This is a genomic window from Methylophaga pinxianii, from assembly GCF_020447225.1.
GTDB lineage: Bacteria > Pseudomonadota > Gammaproteobacteria > Nitrosococcales > Methylophagaceae > Methylophaga > Methylophaga pinxianii.
In genome coordinates this window covers 1-17,170 of record NZ_JAJAEO010000173.1, presented here as the reverse complement: position 1 = coordinate 17,170, position 17,170 = coordinate 1, and the positions used below count along the sequence as shown (strand labels likewise).

19 protein-coding genes are annotated in these 17,170 nt (G+C 44.2%); 15 read left to right on the top strand and 4 right to left on the bottom strand.

Annotated elements, in window-relative coordinates; translation table 11 throughout:
• Positions 1 to 67 precede the first annotated feature (67 nt).
• The 14 genes from LGT40_RS16365 (at position 68) to LGT40_RS08980 (ending at position 12,748) form a co-directional block, all read left to right on the top strand.
• Positions 68 to 1,930 (top strand): methyl-accepting chemotaxis protein, encoded by a 1,863-nt coding sequence (locus tag LGT40_RS16365; RefSeq protein WP_285229316.1) that lies wholly within the window; start codon positions 68 to 70, stop codon positions 1,928 to 1,930.
• 242 nt (positions 1,931 to 2,172) lie between these two features.
• On the top strand, positions 2,173 to 2,547 hold the full coding sequence (locus tag LGT40_RS09040) for an ATP synthase subunit I (RefSeq protein ID WP_226075628.1): 375 nt from the start codon (positions 2,173 to 2,175) through the stop codon (positions 2,545 to 2,547).
• 7 nt (positions 2,548 to 2,554) lie between these two features.
• Entirely contained in the window at positions 2,555 to 3,454 is a 900-nt protein-coding gene (atpB, locus tag LGT40_RS09035; protein ID WP_226075614.1) for a F0F1 ATP synthase subunit A, read from the top strand.
• 57 nt (positions 3,455 to 3,511) lie between these two features.
• On the top strand, positions 3,512 to 3,745 hold the full coding sequence (gene atpE / locus LGT40_RS09030) for a F0F1 ATP synthase subunit C (protein WP_007144166.1): 234 nt from the start codon (positions 3,512 to 3,514) through the stop codon (positions 3,743 to 3,745).
• Between the two features lie 45 nt (positions 3,746 to 3,790).
• Positions 3,791 to 4,261 carry a F0F1 ATP synthase subunit B gene (locus LGT40_RS09025; RefSeq protein ID WP_226075612.1) on the top strand — a complete coding sequence of 157 codons (471 nt, stop codon included), beginning with the start codon at positions 3,791 to 3,793 and terminating at the stop codon, positions 4,259 to 4,261.
• A gap of 12 nt (positions 4,262 to 4,273) precedes the next feature.
• The gene (locus LGT40_RS09020; RefSeq protein WP_226075610.1) at positions 4,274 to 4,804 is read left to right on the top strand and encodes a F0F1 ATP synthase subunit delta; all 531 of its coding nucleotides are present in this window, start codon (positions 4,274 to 4,276) and stop codon (positions 4,802 to 4,804) included.
• A gap of 24 nt (positions 4,805 to 4,828) precedes the next feature.
• Positions 4,829 to 6,370, top strand: a complete 1,542-nt coding sequence (gene atpA / locus LGT40_RS09015; protein ID WP_226075607.1) for a F0F1 ATP synthase subunit alpha — start codon at positions 4,829 to 4,831, stop codon at positions 6,368 to 6,370.
• Between the two features lie 14 nt (positions 6,371 to 6,384).
• Positions 6,385 to 7,251 carry a F0F1 ATP synthase subunit gamma gene (gene atpG / locus LGT40_RS09010; protein WP_226075606.1) on the top strand — a complete coding sequence of 289 codons (867 nt, stop codon included), beginning with the start codon at positions 6,385 to 6,387 and terminating at the stop codon, positions 7,249 to 7,251.
• A gap of 50 nt (positions 7,252 to 7,301) precedes the next feature.
• Positions 7,302 to 8,678, top strand: coding sequence for a F0F1 ATP synthase subunit beta (gene atpD, locus LGT40_RS09005; RefSeq protein ID WP_226075603.1), 1,377 nt, complete (start codon positions 7,302 to 7,304; stop codon positions 8,676 to 8,678).
• A gap of 18 nt (positions 8,679 to 8,696) precedes the next feature.
• On the top strand, positions 8,697 to 9,119 hold the full coding sequence (locus LGT40_RS09000; RefSeq protein ID WP_226075600.1) for a F0F1 ATP synthase subunit epsilon: 423 nt from the start codon (positions 8,697 to 8,699) through the stop codon (positions 9,117 to 9,119).
• A gap of 95 nt (positions 9,120 to 9,214) precedes the next feature.
• On the top strand, positions 9,215 to 10,582 hold the full coding sequence (gene glmU / locus LGT40_RS08995) for a bifunctional UDP-N-acetylglucosamine diphosphorylase/glucosamine-1-phosphate N-acetyltransferase GlmU (RefSeq protein WP_226075588.1): 1,368 nt from the start codon (positions 9,215 to 9,217) through the stop codon (positions 10,580 to 10,582).
• Between the two features lie 14 nt (positions 10,583 to 10,596).
• Positions 10,597 to 10,746, top strand: a complete 150-nt coding sequence (locus LGT40_RS08990) for a hypothetical protein (RefSeq protein ID WP_226075586.1) — start codon at positions 10,597 to 10,599, stop codon at positions 10,744 to 10,746.
• A 32-nt stretch (positions 10,747 to 10,778) separates the two neighbouring features.
• Positions 10,779 to 11,423 carry a hypothetical protein gene (locus tag LGT40_RS08985; RefSeq protein WP_226075584.1) on the top strand — a complete coding sequence of 215 codons (645 nt, stop codon included), beginning with the start codon at positions 10,779 to 10,781 and terminating at the stop codon, positions 11,421 to 11,423.
• A gap of 848 nt (positions 11,424 to 12,271) precedes the next feature.
• Complete coding sequence (locus LGT40_RS08980; protein ID WP_226075582.1) at positions 12,272 to 12,748, top strand: cupin domain-containing protein; 477 nt, start codon at positions 12,272 to 12,274, stop codon at positions 12,746 to 12,748.
• A gap of 73 nt (positions 12,749 to 12,821) precedes the next feature.
• On the opposite strand, the gene LGT40_RS08975 is transcribed toward LGT40_RS08980, so the two are convergent.
• Together LGT40_RS08975 and bfr are read right to left on the bottom strand one after the other, a co-directional pair.
• Positions 12,822 to 13,124, bottom strand: coding sequence for a YMGG-like glycine zipper-containing protein (locus tag LGT40_RS08975; RefSeq protein WP_226075579.1), 303 nt, complete (start codon positions 13,122 to 13,124; stop codon positions 12,822 to 12,824).
• A gap of 109 nt (positions 13,125 to 13,233) precedes the next feature.
• The gene (gene bfr, locus LGT40_RS08970; protein WP_226075577.1) at positions 13,234 to 13,713 is read right to left on the bottom strand and encodes a bacterioferritin; all 480 of its coding nucleotides are present in this window, start codon (positions 13,711 to 13,713) and stop codon (positions 13,234 to 13,236) included.
• 303 nt (positions 13,714 to 14,016) lie between these two features.
• Here bfr and LGT40_RS08965 point away from each other — a divergent pair, with 303 nt between their 5' ends.
• A complete protein-coding gene (locus LGT40_RS08965; protein ID WP_226075575.1) occupies positions 14,017 to 16,131 on the top strand; it encodes a TonB-dependent siderophore receptor in 2,115 nt (704 codons plus the stop codon).
• 72 nt (positions 16,132 to 16,203) lie between these two features.
• Here the strand turns inward: LGT40_RS08965 and LGT40_RS08960 are convergent, their stop codons facing one another.
• Both LGT40_RS08960 and LGT40_RS08955 read right to left on the bottom strand, forming a co-directional pair.
• Positions 16,204 to 16,551, bottom strand: coding sequence for a hypothetical protein (locus tag LGT40_RS08960; RefSeq protein ID WP_226075572.1), 348 nt, complete (start codon positions 16,549 to 16,551; stop codon positions 16,204 to 16,206).
• A 144-nt stretch (positions 16,552 to 16,695) separates the two neighbouring features.
• Positions 16,696 to 17,170 (bottom strand): TetR/AcrR family transcriptional regulator (locus tag LGT40_RS08955; protein ID WP_226343193.1); only part of this gene is annotated, 475 nt, incomplete at its 5' end.

The following is a 17,170-nucleotide window of genomic DNA, read 5'->3' as shown; positions in this document are numbered from 1 at the left end:
GAAGGTTAAGTATGTGCTGGACTAACAATTGCATATCCCCGTTGAACTCAATGAGATGGGATCAGCAATGAGATTGTTGAACAGAATATTCAATACCCAGGAAATCCTCCAGACCTCCCCGTCGGCTATATCAGAACAGCAGATGGAACCTGCCAAGCAATTTTCGGAAGATGAAAAACGTTTTTACCGCTCAATTCAGCTCATCAGTAGTCAAACTGCACAGCTTTCCCGGCAAATTTTTCGCGCACTTGAAGCACAACAAAGCTTTCTATCTGAAATCGGCCAACGGACAGTCAAGCTGGATACGGAATTAAAACAGGCTAATTCCTACTTAAGCAGTTCAAACTCCACGGTAGGAGCCCTCCAAGCACAAATTGATATCGAGGTGAAAGATGTTAATACAGCCGTTGGACGAGCGATGGATCAGATTTCAAATACTCTGAATGAAAAATCTCATAACGTCACGGATGTACTGGATGGCATTCTGGAAATAGGTAAAGGCGTTAATATGTTGGCGTTGAATGCAGCAATTGAAGCCGCTCGGGCTGGGGAGCACGGTCGAGGATTTGCGGTTGTTGCTGATGAGGTTCGCCGACTGGCAGCGGTGACTATGGATCAGGCACAACAGGCAGCAAAACAGCTCGATTTCACGCAAGTTAATGCCGAACTCGACAACATCAGCCGAACCAATGCAGAAAGGCTGAACAGTTTTGTTGATGTTATTCAATCAGCGACTGGCCAATTAACAGAGCTCTTTCACTCAATCAGTGAACAATTAACTGCGGTGATGGAAAATACAGCGGTAATATTTGAAACGCTCGGTTTGAGCAATGGTGTTATGCAACGTATTCACAGTAAAAACACCATGATTAATGAAGTTGTTGAAGATACCTCTAAAGGATTGGAAAAAATTGATCTTCAGGCAGCAAATATTGACTTGGCGGTCAAAGCAATGGATAGCACGTTGAAGCGTCTATATCTGGTCCCCGATGCAGCTCATGATCAGCTTGACGATATTTTACAACGCGGCAAACTCAGAGTCGCCATTGAGCCCAATTTCGTGGGTTTATCGTTTCGGGAAAAACTAAGTGAGCCACTTAAAGGGCTGGATGTAGATTACGCTAAAGCCTTTGCTCGTTTTCTGGGCGTCGAGTGTGAGTTTATTGAAGCGCCTTGGGATATGTGTACAGAGTTACTCACCGCAGGCAAAAAGTATGGCGAGCCACCGGCAGATATTGTTATCAGTGCTCTACCGCCGTCTGCTGAATACGATAACGTCGCTTATTCAGAAGCTTATACCTATCTGCATTGGGTGCTGGCAAGAAGAAAAGGTGACAGCAATATCAGTCGACTTGAAGATCTGCATGGCAAAGTGGTGGGAATTATCAACGATCCTGCCGCATTTCAAGTGCTTGAAGACAAAGGACTTCGCTGGAGTAGTAATGACACCAAACCAGGTGGCAAAACCCAGTTAGAAAATTTAATCGCCTATTCAGACCAGACACGAATTCATAATTGTTTAGCGGATGGGGTAGTTGATGCGTTTGGTGTGGATTTACCTATCTATTACTGGGCCTGCGAAAATCCTGCCAGTCCCTGGTATGGCAAAATTGAAATTCTGCCCGGTAATATTGCTCCACAGCCCTATTATTACACCATGGCGGTGAATGCCTGGGCATCCAGTTACCGTCTGTTAGCAAAAGCGAATGCATTTATTGCCTGGTTCAAACAGCAGCCTGAACGGCAACAGATAGAACAAAAATGGCAAGGAACAGCGGTGAATGGCAGCCATAGTTATCGTGACGAACCGGGTAATCTGGCGGGTGAAGCCGAACTTAAAAAATTATATTACGCACATTGTCTTAAATTTGATCTGCAACCTAAATCGCTTGAACTGCCGAGCCGCAATAATTCATTAAAGGCTGGATAAGCCCTGTAATTGAGATAAAATTAATATTCTTTACGGGAGAAACTCACGGTTGAGTTGGCGCAAAACCAGAATCCAAAATGGATTCTTTCATAAATAAAAATTTCACATTACATCAATACATAAATCTGCAATTTTCCTCTGCCTAAAATAAATTAAGCGAGATAGTCGTTGACCATGCAAAGGGTAGGTCTATATAATTCCCTGATTTGCTTAAAGCAAAACTTAAGATCCAGCGGATAAAAATGGAGCAACTAACCAGAGTTAGGCCCGTAAATCAGCTGCTAAAAACACAGTTTATAGCACTAATTATTATTGTGGCTTGTGTCTCATGGTTATATGGCAAGGATGTCGCCATAGCCGTATGCTTTGGGGGCATGATCAGTGTGTGCAACACACTGTTGCTGAAATGGCATTTACTGAGAACAGTCATAAAGGCTGGTGCCAATCCGGCAAAAAATCTCGGTGGCGTATACAGGTGTATTGCAGAACGATGGGTTTTTACCTTGGCCATGTTTGTTGTTGGCTTCGCGGTGTTTAAATTTACCGCGTTACCGCTCTTGCTCGGCTTCGTCGCAATACAAGTGGTTTTATTGTTTGGAAATATGAAACAGGCTTGAGACAAACATGGCGGAAGAATTAACAACTTCAGGATACATCAAGCATCACCTTCAGAATCTGACTTTTGGTCCGAAACATGAAGAGTTAGAGCCCGGTGTCTGGACTCCAACTGGTGATTACGGCTTTGCAATGTCTTCTGGCGAAGCAGCCCAAATGGGTTTTTGGTCTATCAATGTCGACACCATGTTTATGTCGATTCTCCTTGGCGGTTTAATGATGTGGTTCTTCCGCAGTGTTGCCAAGAAAATTTCCGCTGGCGTACCAACCAATACACAGAATTTCGCAGAATGGATCATTGAGTTTATTGATGATTCAGTTCGTGGCTCCTTCAGTGGTGGCAAAAATACATTAGTTGCCCCCATGGCATTAACCATCTTCGTCTGGATTTTCCTGATGAACCTGATGGACTTGATTCCAGTTGATCTTATTCCTTTAGCTGTTGCTCACGGCGCATCAGCAGTGTTCGGCGTGGATCCACACGATGTCTTCTTCAAGATCGTGCCAACAACCGATCCGAATGCCACTCTCGGTATGGCATTATTCGTTTTCTTACTCATGCTTTACTACAGTTTCAAAGTCAAAGGCGCCGGTGGTTTTATTGGTGAGTTGACTTTACAGCCATTTGGTAAATGGGCACTGCCAATTAACCTTGTGCTGGAAACTGTCACTCTGATTGCAAAACCATTTTCACTGGCATTACGGTTGTTCGGCAACATGTATGCGGGTGAGATGGTGTTCATTTTGATCGCTACCATGTACGGTGCCGGTCTGGTTCTGGGTTCTTTTGCCGGTCTGTTACAGATTGGCTGGGCGATTTTCCATATTCTGATTATTACGCTGCAGGCATTCATCTTTATGGTGCTGACAACGGTATATATGGATATGGCACATCAGGAACATCATTGAGTTTGATTGAGTTGTAACTTTATTTTTTTAGTCTTTAGACGTTTGTAGGAGAGAAAAATGGATATGGGTTTAGTTTATATTGCTGGTGCACTGATGATCGGTCTGGGTGCTCTGGGTGCGGCCATTGGTGTTGGTCTGCTGGGTGGTCGTTTCCTGGAAGCAGCTGCTCGCCAACCTGAATTAGTACCAATGCTGCGTACACAGTTCTTCCTGGTTGCTGGTCTGGTTGACGCGGTACCAATGATCGCTGTTGGTTTGGCTATGTATGTACTGTTCGCGGTAGCTGGTTAAGATTATTAACTCAACTCCCAATAGCGATAAACAAGAGGTACAGGCATGAATATCAATGCAACCTTGATAGGCCAGCTAATTGCCTTTGCGATTTTCGTCGCATTCTGCATGAAGTACGTCTGGCCGCCTATCATGCAGGCGTTGGAAGAACGCAAAAAGAAAATCGCTGATGGTCTGGCTGCGGCAGAACGTGGTCGTCATGAACAAGAGTTGGCGGAAAAACGCGCCCAACAAGTGATTCATGAAGCCAAAGATCAGGCAAGCGAAATCGTTTCTCAGGCTCAACGCCGTGGAAATGAAATTGTCGATGAAGCCAAAGGCACTGCACGTACTGAAGGTGAGCGTATTCTCTCTTCTGCCCGTGCAGAGATTGAGCAGGAAGCGAACCGTGCCCGTGATGAACTGAGAGCGCAAGTTGCTTCAGTTGCACTGGCAGGTGCTGGCAAAATCCTTAGTCGTGAGATTGATGACAAAGCCCACACCGACCTGCTCGATGAGTTGGTCAGCCAAATCTAGAGGAATCATAGGATGGCAGAATCAATAACCATCGCTCGCCCCTACGCATCAGCCGTATTTGCGATTGCACAAGAAAAAGGCGACATGCAGGCATGGTCTGAGCTGCTCAATGTACTGGCGCAAAGCGCTGCTACAGACGAAGTGCAAGCCATTTTGGTGAGCCCGGCGGTCAGTGATGAGCAAGCGGTCAATCTGCTTGCTGATATTACTGGTGAGTTAAGCACTGACGCTCGTAGTTTTCTGCTGCTTCTGGCAGAAAATAATCGATTGCTGTTGTTGCCGGAAATTGCAGAGCTTTATGAACAGTTACGCGCTGATGCGGAACAAATGCTGTCAGCCGATGTGATCACCGCGCGGCCATTGACAGATGAACAAAAAAGTAAGATTGCCGCTGCACTTAAAAAACGTCTGGGTAAAGAAATTACCCTTAGCGAAAGCGTAGACGAAAGTCTGCTGGGCGGCGCAATCATTCGGGCAGGCGATCTGGTAATCGATGGATCTGCCTTAGGTAAATTGAACAGACTGGCCAGCGCGATAAGCTAAGCGGCCCGTAAAGAGGAAACAGAGATGCAACTGAATTCAGCAGAAATCAGTGACCTGATTAAAAAGCGAATTGAAAGCTTTGACGGGGCTACTGAAGCACGAACAGAAGGCACCGTAGTCGGTGTAACCGATGGTATCGTGCGTATTCATGGTCTTGCCGATGTCATGTCCGGGGAAATGCTTGAGTTTCCAGGCAATACTTTCGGTATGGCTCTTAACTTGGAACGTGACTCAGTCGGTGCCGTTGTTCTGGGTGCTTACCAACACATTTCCGAAGGCGACAAAGTCAAATGTACTGGCCGCATTCTGGAAGTTCCAGTAGGTGAAGGCCTGTTAGGACGTGTTGTTGACTCACTGGGTAAACCCATTGACGGTAAAGGCGATATTCAAGCCAGTGGCACTTCTCCAATCGAGAAAGTTGCACCAGGCGTTATCGCACGTAAATCAGTCGACCAACCACTGCAGACTGGTCTGAAATCTATCGATGCGATGATTCCAGTTGGTCGTGGTCAGCGTGAGTTGATCATCGGTGACCGTCAAACAGGTAAAACAGCGATTGCCGTTGATGCCATCATCAATCAAAAAGGTACAGGCGTTAAATGTATCTATGTAGCAATTGGTCAAAAAGCATCTTCTATTGCGAACGTTGTTCGTAAACTGGAAGAACACGATGCATTGGGTCACACCATCATCGTCGCCGCTTCTGCATCAGATTCAGCTGCGCTGCAATTTATTGCACCTTATGCGGGTTGCTCAATGGGCGAATACTTCCGTGATAAAGGTGAAGATGCATTAATCATTTATGATGACTTAACCAAGCAAGCCTGGGCTTACCGCCAAGTCTCTCTGTTGTTACGTCGTCCACCAGGTCGTGAAGCTTATCCTGGTGACGTTTTCTACCTTCACTCTCGTCTGCTGGAACGTGCGGCACGTGTAAACGAAGATTATGTAGAAAAAATCACTAACGGTGAAGTAAAAGGTAAAACCGGTTCTTTAACGGCGTTACCGATTATCGAAACCCAGGCTGGTGACGTTTCTGCTTTCGTACCAACTAACGTAATTTCGATTACCGACGGTCAGATCTTCCTGGAAACTGACTTGTTTAACGCCGGTATTCGTCCTGCGATTAACGCTGGTTTGTCGGTATCACGTGTTGGTGGTGCAGCTCAAACCAAGATCATTAAGAAATTGGGCGGTGGTATTCGTCTTGACTTGGCTCAGTACCGTGAATTGGCAGCATTTGCTCAGTTTGCTTCTGACCTTGATGAAGCAACCCGTGCACAAATCAGCCGTGGTCAACGTGTTACTGAGTTGATGAAGCAAAAACAATATCAACCATTATCGATTGCTGAAATGGCGATTTCATTATTCTCAGCCAACGAAGGCTTCCTGGATGATGTTGACGTCAGCAAAGTCGGTTCTTTTGAAGCGTCATTGTTGTCAACCATGCGTTCACAGCATGCTGACCTGATGAACACTATCAACACCACTGGTAATTTTGATGACAATATCGCTGGCCAAATGCGCAGCGCGATTGAAAAATTCAAAGCCAACGGCAGCTGGTAAGCGAGGCATAATTCATGGCTAGCGGTAAAGAGATACGTACGCAGATAGCAAGCATCAAGAGCACGCAGAAGATCACTTCTGCGATGGAAATGGTGGCTGCAAGTAAAATGCGTAAGGCTCAAGAACGCATGGCGGCAACCCGTCCTTATGCTGACAAGATCTTAAATGTTATTCAGCATTTGGCTTTTGCCAACCCGGAATACAGACATCCTTATTTGCAGGATCGTGAAGAAAAACAACGTGTAGGTTATATCGTGGTTTCTTCGGATCGTGGTTTATGCGGTGGCTTGAACAATAACCTGTTCAAAGAAGTACTGCATGAAATCAAATCCAAGTCAGATAAAGGTTTGCAGGTAGATATCTGTGCAATTGGCCAAAAAGCCTCCGCATTCTTCAGCCGCTTGCCGGTCAATATGGTTGCGCAAGTGACTCAATTAGGCGATGCACCACGGGTACACGAGCTAATCGGTAGTATCAAAGTGATGTTGGATGCTTATGAGTCTGGTCAAATCGACAGTCTGTACCTCGTTTATAACCAGTTTGTGAACACCATGACGCAGGAAGACAAATTTATTCGTTTGTTGCCTGCGACACCAGGTGAACCAAGCCAGGAAATGTCTCATCACTGGGATTACATTTACGAGCCGGATGCGAAAGAAGTTTTGGATGATTTGCTGGTCCGTTACATCGAGTCAGTGGTTTATCAAGGCGTAGTTGAAAACATTGCTTCTGAACAAGCATCACGCATGATTGCGATGAAAAATGCGTCTGACAATGCCGGCGATCTTATTGATGACCTGCAACTGGTTTACAACAAAGCTCGCCAGGCTGCGATTACACAGGAAATCTCTGAGATTGTTGCGGGTGCCGCTGCGGTCTAACTGAATTAAAAGGGCTGAGCAGCCCGAACTTATTTGAAAGAGGAAGCAAGATGAGCTCTGGAAAGATTGTACAAATTATCGGTGCGGTCGTTGACGTGGAATTTCCCCGCGACAGTCTGCCAAAAGTCTACGATGCCTTAATGGTTGAAGAAGTTGGTTTGACCCTGGAAGTACAACAACAATTAGGTGATGGTGTTGTTCGTGCAATCGCTATGGGTACCACTGATGGTCTGAAACGCAGCCTGGCAGTCAGTAACACTGGCAAAGCGATCAGTGTTCCAGTCGGTCAGAAAACCCTGGGTCGTATCATGGACGTATTGGGTAACCCAATCGACGAGAAAGGCGACATCGGTGAAGAAGAGCGTTGGGGTATCCACCGTAAAGCACCTTCATTTGATGAACTGTCTGCCAGTAATGAATTGCTGGAAACCGGTATCAAAGTAATCGACCTGGTTTGCCCGTTCGCTAAGGGTGGTAAAGTCGGTCTGTTTGGTGGTGCCGGTGTAGGTAAAACCGTCAACATGATGGAGCTTATCCGTAACATCGCTATCGAGCACAGTGGTTTCTCTGTATTCGCTGGTGTAGGTGAGCGTACTCGTGAGGGTAACGACTTCTATCACGAAATGACCGATTCAAACGTAATCGACAAAGTATCACTGGTTTACGGTCAGATGAATGAGCCACCAGGTAACCGTCTGCGTGTAGCGTTGACTGGTCTGACCATGGCGGAATACTTCCGTGACGAAGGTCGTGACGTCTTGTTCTTCGTTGATAACATTTACCGTTACACACTGGCCGGTACTGAAGTATCAGCTCTGTTAGGCCGTATGCCTTCAGCGGTAGGCTATCAGCCAACACTGGCCGAAGAAATGGGTGTTCTGCAAGAACGTATTACTTCTACCAAAGTAGGCTCTATCACGTCTATCCAAGCGGTATATGTACCTGCGGATGACTTGACTGACCCATCTCCTGCAACCACCTTCGCTCACTTGGATGCGACAGTTGTATTGTCACGTTCAATTGCTGAATTGGGTATCTACCCTGCGATTGACCCGCTGGATTCAACTTCACGTCAGCTGGATCCGTTGGTTGTTGGTAACGATCATTATGAAATTGCTCGTGGTGTTCAAAACACGCTGCAACGTTATAAAGAACTGAAAGATATCATCGCGATCCTGGGTATGGATGAGTTGTCTGAAGAAGACAAACTGTCTGTATCACGTGCTCGTAAAATTCAGCGTTTCATGTCACAGCCTTTCTTCGTTGCTGAAGTATTCACCGGTGCACCTGGTAAATACGTTTCACTGAAAGATACCTTGGCTGGTTTCCGTGGCATTCTGGATGGTGAATATGATTCACTGCCAGAACAAGCGTTCTACATGGTTGGCACCATTGATGAAGCGATTGAGAAAGCCAAAAAGTACTAATCTCTAGGGAGGTAGCTGATGGCTATGACAATTCATGTTGACATCGTAAGTGCTGAAGAATCCATTTATTCTGGATCGGTAGAAGCGGTAATTGCCTCGGCACAAGAGGGTGAAGTGGGGATTTATCCGCGTCATGCTCCATTGCTGACACGTTTAAAAGCGGGTGAAGTACGGTTACTGAAAGATGGTAAAGAAGAGCAGTTTTATATTTCCGGTGGCATTTTAGAAGTTCAGCCACACATCGTCACTATTCTGGCTGATACCGCATTACGCGCTGATGACGTTAATGAAGCCGCTGCATTGGAAGCCAAAGCAGCAGCCGAAAAAGCGCTCAACGATAAAACTGCCAAAATGGACTTTGCGGAAGCACAAGTTCAACTGGCAGAAGCAATGGCTCAATTACGCGCCATTGAAAGAGCACGTAAAACACGTAAGCATTAATCACGAAAGTGATGACCCAGAAAAGGCTGTCTTCGGACGGCCTTTTTTGTTTGCAGGTCTTTGCTAAACTACAGAGCTGATACAAGGAATCTTTTATGTCTCTGGCTATTATTATTCTCGCTGCCGGTAAAGGCACACGCATGAAATCCGCCAAACCCAAGGTGATGCACACCCTGGCAGGAAAACCCATGTTACAACATGTTATCGATACCGCTAAACAGCTTTCTCCAAGCCAGTTAGCCGTGGTATGTGGCAATGGTGCAGACGAAGTCGTGCCGTATCTGCAAAACCAGCAAATCGATGTGGTCATGCAACATGAACAGAAAGGCACTGGTCACGCTGTAGAGCAGGCTAAAGCCAGTTTTTCTGACAGTGAACAGGTACTGGTGCTATACGGTGATGTGCCGTTAATCACAACGGAAACTCTGCAGGATTTGATTGAATCAGGGGATAACAATAGCCTGAAAGTACTGACAGCAATATTGGAAGATCCCACCGGCTATGGCCGTATTGTGCGTGATTACGATGACAATATGCTGTGCATCACCGAAGAAAAAGATGCCGATGAAGAAACCAAACTGATCAATGAAATCAATACCGGCATTATGTGCATTCCGGCTAAATGGCTCACCGAAGCCTTATCCCAGCTTGATAATAACAATGCCCAGGGCGAATATTATCTGACCGATCTGATTGCCAAAGCGGTTAATCAGGGCATCGAAATCAACTCAATAACCTGTGAAGATGAAATGGAAGTGGCCGGTATCAATAATCGCGTGCAACTGGCCGAGGTTGAAAGTTACTATCAGCAACTCAAAGCAACAAAGTTGATGATGTCAGGCGTCACTTTCCGTGATCCGGCACGAGTGGATATCCGCGGTGATATCAAAGCCGGGCAGGATATCACCATCGATATCAACGTCATTTTCGAAGGCAATAACACTATTGCCGATAACGTCAGCATCGGTGCCAACTGCATAATAATTAATAGTGTTCTCCATGAAGGGGCAGAAATCCTGCCCAACAGCATTATCGAAACTGCTGAAGTGGGTACTAACTGCTCAGTTGGGCCTTTTGCCAGACTGCGTCCCGGCACCAAGCTTGCTGCCAAAGCCAGAGTCGGTAACTTCGTAGAAATCAAAAATGCCAATATCGGACTGGGCTCCAAAATCAATCACCTTAGCTATATCGGTGATACCGATATGGGCGCTGATGTGAATATTGGTGCTGGTACCATTACCTGTAATTATGATGGCGCTAATAAACATCGTACGGTGATTGGTGATCGGGTGTTTGTTGGTTCAGATACGCAACTGGTTGCGCCGGTGACGGTTGAGGATGGGGCTACGATTGGGGCGGGGTCTACTATTCGGAAAACAGTTCCTGGAGATGCGTTGACTTTGACTAAGTCGGAGCAGAAGACGGTTAAGGGGTGGGTTAGGCCGGTTAAGAAGAGTCAATAATGGATCCGTATCATATGGAAAAAATTAATGAACTATGGGGATGGTCGATAAGTTTTTTTAACTCAGATTTTATGGTGGCTTTATTGGGGGCCATGGCAGGTGCATATTTTGGTGCAAGTGCAGCACAAAAAGTTATTTTGAAGTCAAAAAAAACGAAGACATAAGGCGCGAAATAAGAAACATAAATGCTGGAATTATGACTAGTTTTACTGTCAGTAATATGGCGTTAACGATAAAGTCACAATTGATTCAGCCTATCTACAATCAATTTGAACAAGATTTATCGAACTTTGAAAATTTCGAGAAAAGAAGGACTGCTGGGCAAATAAAGACGGGGGAAATATTTAGATATAATGCTGATCTCCGTGATTTTGATGCGCCACCACTACCCATCAAAATCCTAAACAACATCCTCTTCAATAAGGTTACTTCTACAAGTAGGTCATTGAGTGCCGTTGCATTTTTAGATGCATCAAATTCAGGACTAAAAAGGATGTTGGAAAAAAGACGTAATTTAATAGAAGTTTTCAGGGAACCCCGAACGGATAAAACTGAAGAAGCATATTTATATTTCGGTCTAAAAATGGAAAACGGAAATACATACAGTGAATATGCTGATTCCCTTCATGGGATTATGGAATATGTTGATGACATAATTTTTTTCAGTCAAATTATATGTGAAGATTTGATAGCAACAGGATTAAAGGTTAAAGCTGATAATAAGTTTTTGAAGAAATTTGTAATCCATGAGGTTGACTTTACTACACCAGAAAATCTTGGCCTGATGCCTAATAGAGACAATTACATTAACTGGTTATCATCTTTTAAACCAACGACATAGAATGCCAAGCAGTTAGCCCATAGGTTGGTTTGAACTACGAAACCCAACGTTAAATTTAATACCTCAACCCAAATACATCGGTAACTGTTTAATTCAACTACATGGGTTACCCCAGGATCGCCCAATAACTTGTATTGTGACTTCCAACTTAGCAATTTCGGACTAAAGCCCGAGTTCATTTCTTTTGTTTGCCCAAAAGAAACGAACCAAAGAAAAGGGCACCCGATATTGCCTTAATTCCAAAAATTACCCTTGTTTTATGGCGTGGTCGAAAACTCGCTGCGCTCAAACACTCGACCACTTCATCCATAAAACAAGGGTAATTTTTGGCGGCAATAGACGGGATTAAATACGGTCAGTAGGTTGGTGCTGAGCTTGCGAAGCACAACATAACACTCTTGTAAAGATTGTTGGGCTTCATTGCATTTAGCCCAACTTAAAGCCACTCCCTAACCCCCTTTTGTGTTGACGAGTAGCGGCTTTTTGTCAGGGAGACTTACCTGTCTGAGCGAAGCGAGTTTGGTGAGTCTCCCTGACAAAAAACGCAACGCAGTGAAGCCGCAGGCCAGCACAAGGGGTGCCTTTTCTTTTGGTTCGTTTTCTTTGGGCAAACAAAGAAAATGAACTCGCCCAATAGGGCGAAACCTTTAGACCCAAATATCTTGAATCGTTGTGCTTCATTGCATTCAGACCAACCTACAAATTTGTAGCTGAATTCATAATCAACATTTCAGGAAAATTCCTAAATAAATTCGGATTAATACTGAGCGACTGTGCTTATCACAAAGCCTAATATTGAATGATTTCCAGAAAATCGGATTTACCATCAATCTTAAAAGGACATTATTGTGAGAATCTTTTTAATCATTTCGATGTTGTTTACCTTCACCGCCACAGCATTTGCTCAAGACCAAATTGAACGGATGACGGCGGATAAAATGCAGTCATTTCGTGCTGATGAGGTAAATTGGCAGCCTGAGGCGATTTTGCCAGAAGGGGCCGAAAGCGTGATTTTGGTGGGTGACCCGACCAAAGCAGGGGTGTTTATCGCCTGGTTGAAATTTCCGCCTAACTATCCAATACCTGCACATACACATCCATACACTGAAGTAATTACCGTGTTGAAAGGCCAATTAGGCAATGGCATGGGGGAGACGTTTGATAAGGAAAATGGTGAGGTGTTGAACGTAGGTGACAGCTTTGTGTTACCAGCGGGCCATGCTCACTATGTATGGACCTCGGAGGAGGAGACCATTGTGGAGTTGATTGCTACCGGACCTTGGGATATTACCTACATTAATCCAGAGGATGATCCTCGAAACTAAACCTTATTTTTCTGATCTGCGCTCCAACCGGGAATTTATTGGTGGAGCGCATGCTCAGGAATAGATAATGAGGTTAGCAATTACCTTTTTTGGCTTGGCCGGGAGGGCAAAAACCTTGTGAAGAACGAGGTTCAACATAAGTTCTGTGTGAACCATGATTATTATCATCATGAGTCGCAACGGCAGCGCCTGTTGCTCCGCCCAGACCGCCACCAATAATCGCACCTTCTCTGCCGCCAACTTCATTGCCGACAGCTGCACCAATCGCTCCACCAAGCGCACCACCAATGGCTGCATCTACTGTGGATGATCCACCATCAGCAATGGCAATTGAAGATGACAATACAAGCCCTAAAAGTAAATACGTTAATTTCATTTGTTACTTCCTTTTTTATTATGGTTTATTAGCTTACTAACTACTGTGATTATGTAATGAAGTTGAAAATGAAGATAAGACTTTTATGTGAATCTCAGTAATGAAATGTCTATGCTTCAGCTAATGTCATAGCTTGCAGGTAATTTCTCAAACCCATTTTATCTATCAAGCCTAGCTGTTGTTCCAGCCAGTGCGTGTGGTCCAATTCTGTATCTTCGAGTTGTCTAAGTAACATTTGCCGCGTTTCATAATCATTTTCTGCCTCACAAAGTGCAATACCCTCGCGGAGATTCTTGACAACGGCATATTCCAAATCCAGATCGTTTTGTAGCATTTCCGGTACGGTGTGACCCACGTTTAAAGGTTCGCGATGCGAGAGGTCAGGAAAGCCTTCCAGAAACAAAATACGTTTGATCATTTGATCCGCATGGTCGGTTTCATCCTGCATTTCATGAGAAATACGGTTATACAGTCGTTTCAGGCCCCAATCTTCATACATTCTGGAATGGATGAAATACTGGTCCATTGCGGTCAATTCACCAGCAAGGAGTTTATTAAGCAAATCGATGACTTGTTGGCTGCCTTTCATAAGCGTTATCCTTTTGTTGCCCGTTTGAGCTCAGAGCATGTATTAATGCTGTTAAGCTTGCATTATCTGCGGTCAGTTGTCACGGATTTTGCCATTATCGCGTTATTGGGTTTATGGCAAATAAGAGTTTAATAATCTGTGGTGTAATAGATATCAGGACATTACAGAAATCTTCTACTCAAATACTTATCTCGGTTAAAAGCTCGTGAGCTCTTAAATTGACAGGCTAGTTACATTTCTTTACATTATGTAAATCTAAATCACTCTCATTTAGCTTGTATTTAATTTACTCTGGAAATTGTAATGTATTCACCTGTTCAAAATCTCCGACTATTTTGTGCACCCGCCGTATTGGCTATGTTTGTTTTTGCACCAAACGCCATTGCAGAAGAAACCGAAGAAAAATCGCTTGATTTACCAACGGTTGAAGTTACCACTACGGCAACTGACGAACTTGGCTACATCGAGCTTGAGAAAGAACCGAATGTGGGTAAATTAAATATTCCTTTGGTAGATCAGCCTTACTCAATGTCGGTGGTTGATGAAAATTTTATCCGAGATACAGGAGCCAAAACGATTCAGGATGCACTTCTATATAGCTCAGGTGTATATGCTGGGGGCTTTGGTTTGGATACGCGTGGAGACTCGGCAAAGGTCCGTGGGATTGATCCATCACAATATGTTGATGGGCTTCGCCAGCTATATGGTTTCTATAACACGGTCAGGCCTAATGTATACGCACTTGAGAGTATTGAGGTTCTAAAAGGACCTTCGGCGGTGCTTTACGGGCAGGGTGAATTAGGGGGGATTCTTAACTCAGTTTCCAAACTGCCTAAAGATGAACAGCAGGGCGAAATCTGGGCGCAATATGGTTCGTTTCACCGTAAGCAAATTGCTTTCGATGTAACTGGGCCTGCGACCGAAGACGGAAAGTTACTCTATCGAGTCGTTGGTCTGGAACGTGATAGCCAGACGCAAGTTGACTATGTTGATGACGATGGCTTTTTTATTTCGCCTTCTTTGACATGGAAACCAACGGAAGATACCAGCTTTACGGTACTCTTTAACAGGCAGATGAATACAGGTCAGGTGTCTGCCCAGTTCCTCCCACAAGCAGGAACATTGGACCGAGGACCGTTGGGTTATGTTGGTTCAGAAACTTTTGTTGGTGAACCTGGTTGGGATAAATATGACCGTGAGAAGACAGAAGTTACACTTATGTTTGATCACAACTTCAATAAAATATGGTCTTTCTCAACAACGGCTCGATACACTGAGTCTAGTACCAGCACACGAGAGCACTATACAACTGCACCTGACACCCGCTTTCCTGGAATTGACAGTGCTGGAAATATCGGTCGTTTTATTACGACTGCCGATAGAGAAACACGTATTTTTAATTTAGATGCACGTCTTCAGGGACAGTTTGATTTAGGTGTCACCCAGCACAATGTGGCCATCGGTGTTGATCGCCAAGATGCTCTTTGGGAAACAGATAATTCTGCATCTACTATTGGAAGCTCTATAAATCTTTACAATCCGGTATATGGCAACTTTGATCCCAGTATTCTTGATCCGACTAATCCCAATGATAATCAAATTAGGCAGGTTGGCTTTTACCTCGCAGATCATATGGAAATAGGCCCCATAGTAGTTTCTGCTGCGCTACGACGTGATTGGGCAAAAAACACCTTGCTTGCTGAAGTCGGCGACAATGTTACTAGCGATGAAAATGAAACATCAGGTCGAATCGGTATCATGTATCGCTTTGAAAATGGGTTTTCTCCCTACGCCAGTTACTCAGAAGCTTTCACGATGAATCTAGGTACAAGTGAAGAAACTACGTTGAAGCCAACTACAGGAAAACAGCGTGAATACGGTTTCAAATACTTATCTAATGATAAAAGCTTTGCTGTTACGGCTGCTTATTTTGATATTCTACAAACCAACCGTGTACAGCCAGGGGATATTCCTGACGGTGTTGAACAGACCGGTGCGGTCATTGATGGTTGGGAGTTGCAGGTCAATAAGCGTTGGGATCAATTTGAAACCCAATTTAGTTACACTGATATGGATGCAGACAATGGTCAGACAGGTGAACGTTTAGCCTATGTTTCTGAGAGAGTTGCGTCCTGGTGGAATAAATACTATTTGAATAACAATTGGCGTGTTGGAGCAGGCGTTCGTTACATCGGTGATAACGTAGGATCTGATTATGGGACGGGGGCTGGTCCGAAAATACCATCCGAGACGCTTTACGATGCGATGATTGGTTATGGTTATCAAAACTGGGACTTCACGGTAGATGTTAAGAATTTGACCGATGAAGAATATATTTCTTGGTGTCGGGGTGTTGGGCGTGATTGTGGATATGGCGAGCGTCGTAATATCACAGCCAACGTGCGATACAGTTTCTAAATAATATAAAAAAAGCCCCGAAAGGGGCTTTTTATATAAAAACATCTGTGCCTGAGAGAGAGGTGAGCTCAGTTATCGGTAATAACGATGATCCCGATGCCCATAGTCACGGTGATCGCCGCGGGATTCATAGCGATAATGATCCCGGTGTTTATCGTGTCCGCGATAGGACTTTGAATGATGGTGTTTATGTTTTGAGTAGTACTTTTTTGGATGTTGATAATAATGTCTGTTGTAGTTAAATCTTGGAGCATGATATTGCACTACATAACCGTTGTGATGGTGATCCATATAACCTATTGGATAACCTAACCCGATGTTTATTTTGACATCTGCTTTTGCCTGGTTGGCCAGAAAACCGCTGAAAAATAATGACAACATCAATATTATTGATGATTTGGTAACCTTGGAATTTAACATTGTTTTTACCTCACTTTTTTATAAGGCCTGTCACTGTTAAGCAGCCTACTCTTTTTAAGTGTAAGTTTAGAAAAAGCTATGTAAAAACATGTAAAAAAGGTCTATATAATTAAAACGCCGATTTTTTGCATAATTAAAACTTTTTCATTTAAGGAGGTAGGCGGCCAAGAGAATCCAGGCCATATCTTTGGCTTTCTGCGCTGCTGCTAAATTTCCTTGAACATGCGCCATCACAATCGCCCCTTCTTTTAGCAGGCTAAGTGACTCGGTTACTGGAAGAATGGCCGGTTCGATTATGCCGAGGGCTCGAATCTGTTTTTCAATCATGTCGTTGATTCTTTTTTTATGTTGCTGACATAGTTGATGCACTGGATGGTTGGGATCATTAAATTCAGCACAGGCGTTAATAAAGAAGCAACCATGAAAGTCCGTTAACAAAGTCACTCGATTATTTATCCAGTCGTCTAGCGCATCGAATAATTCATTCAGTCCATCATAGCCGGGTTTAACTTCATCCAATCTCGTTGCTAGCCATCGATAAAAATTCTCATCACGATATTCCACCACTGCATGTATCAATTCATCTTTACTCGCAAAGTGGTGATAAAGCGTTTTTTTT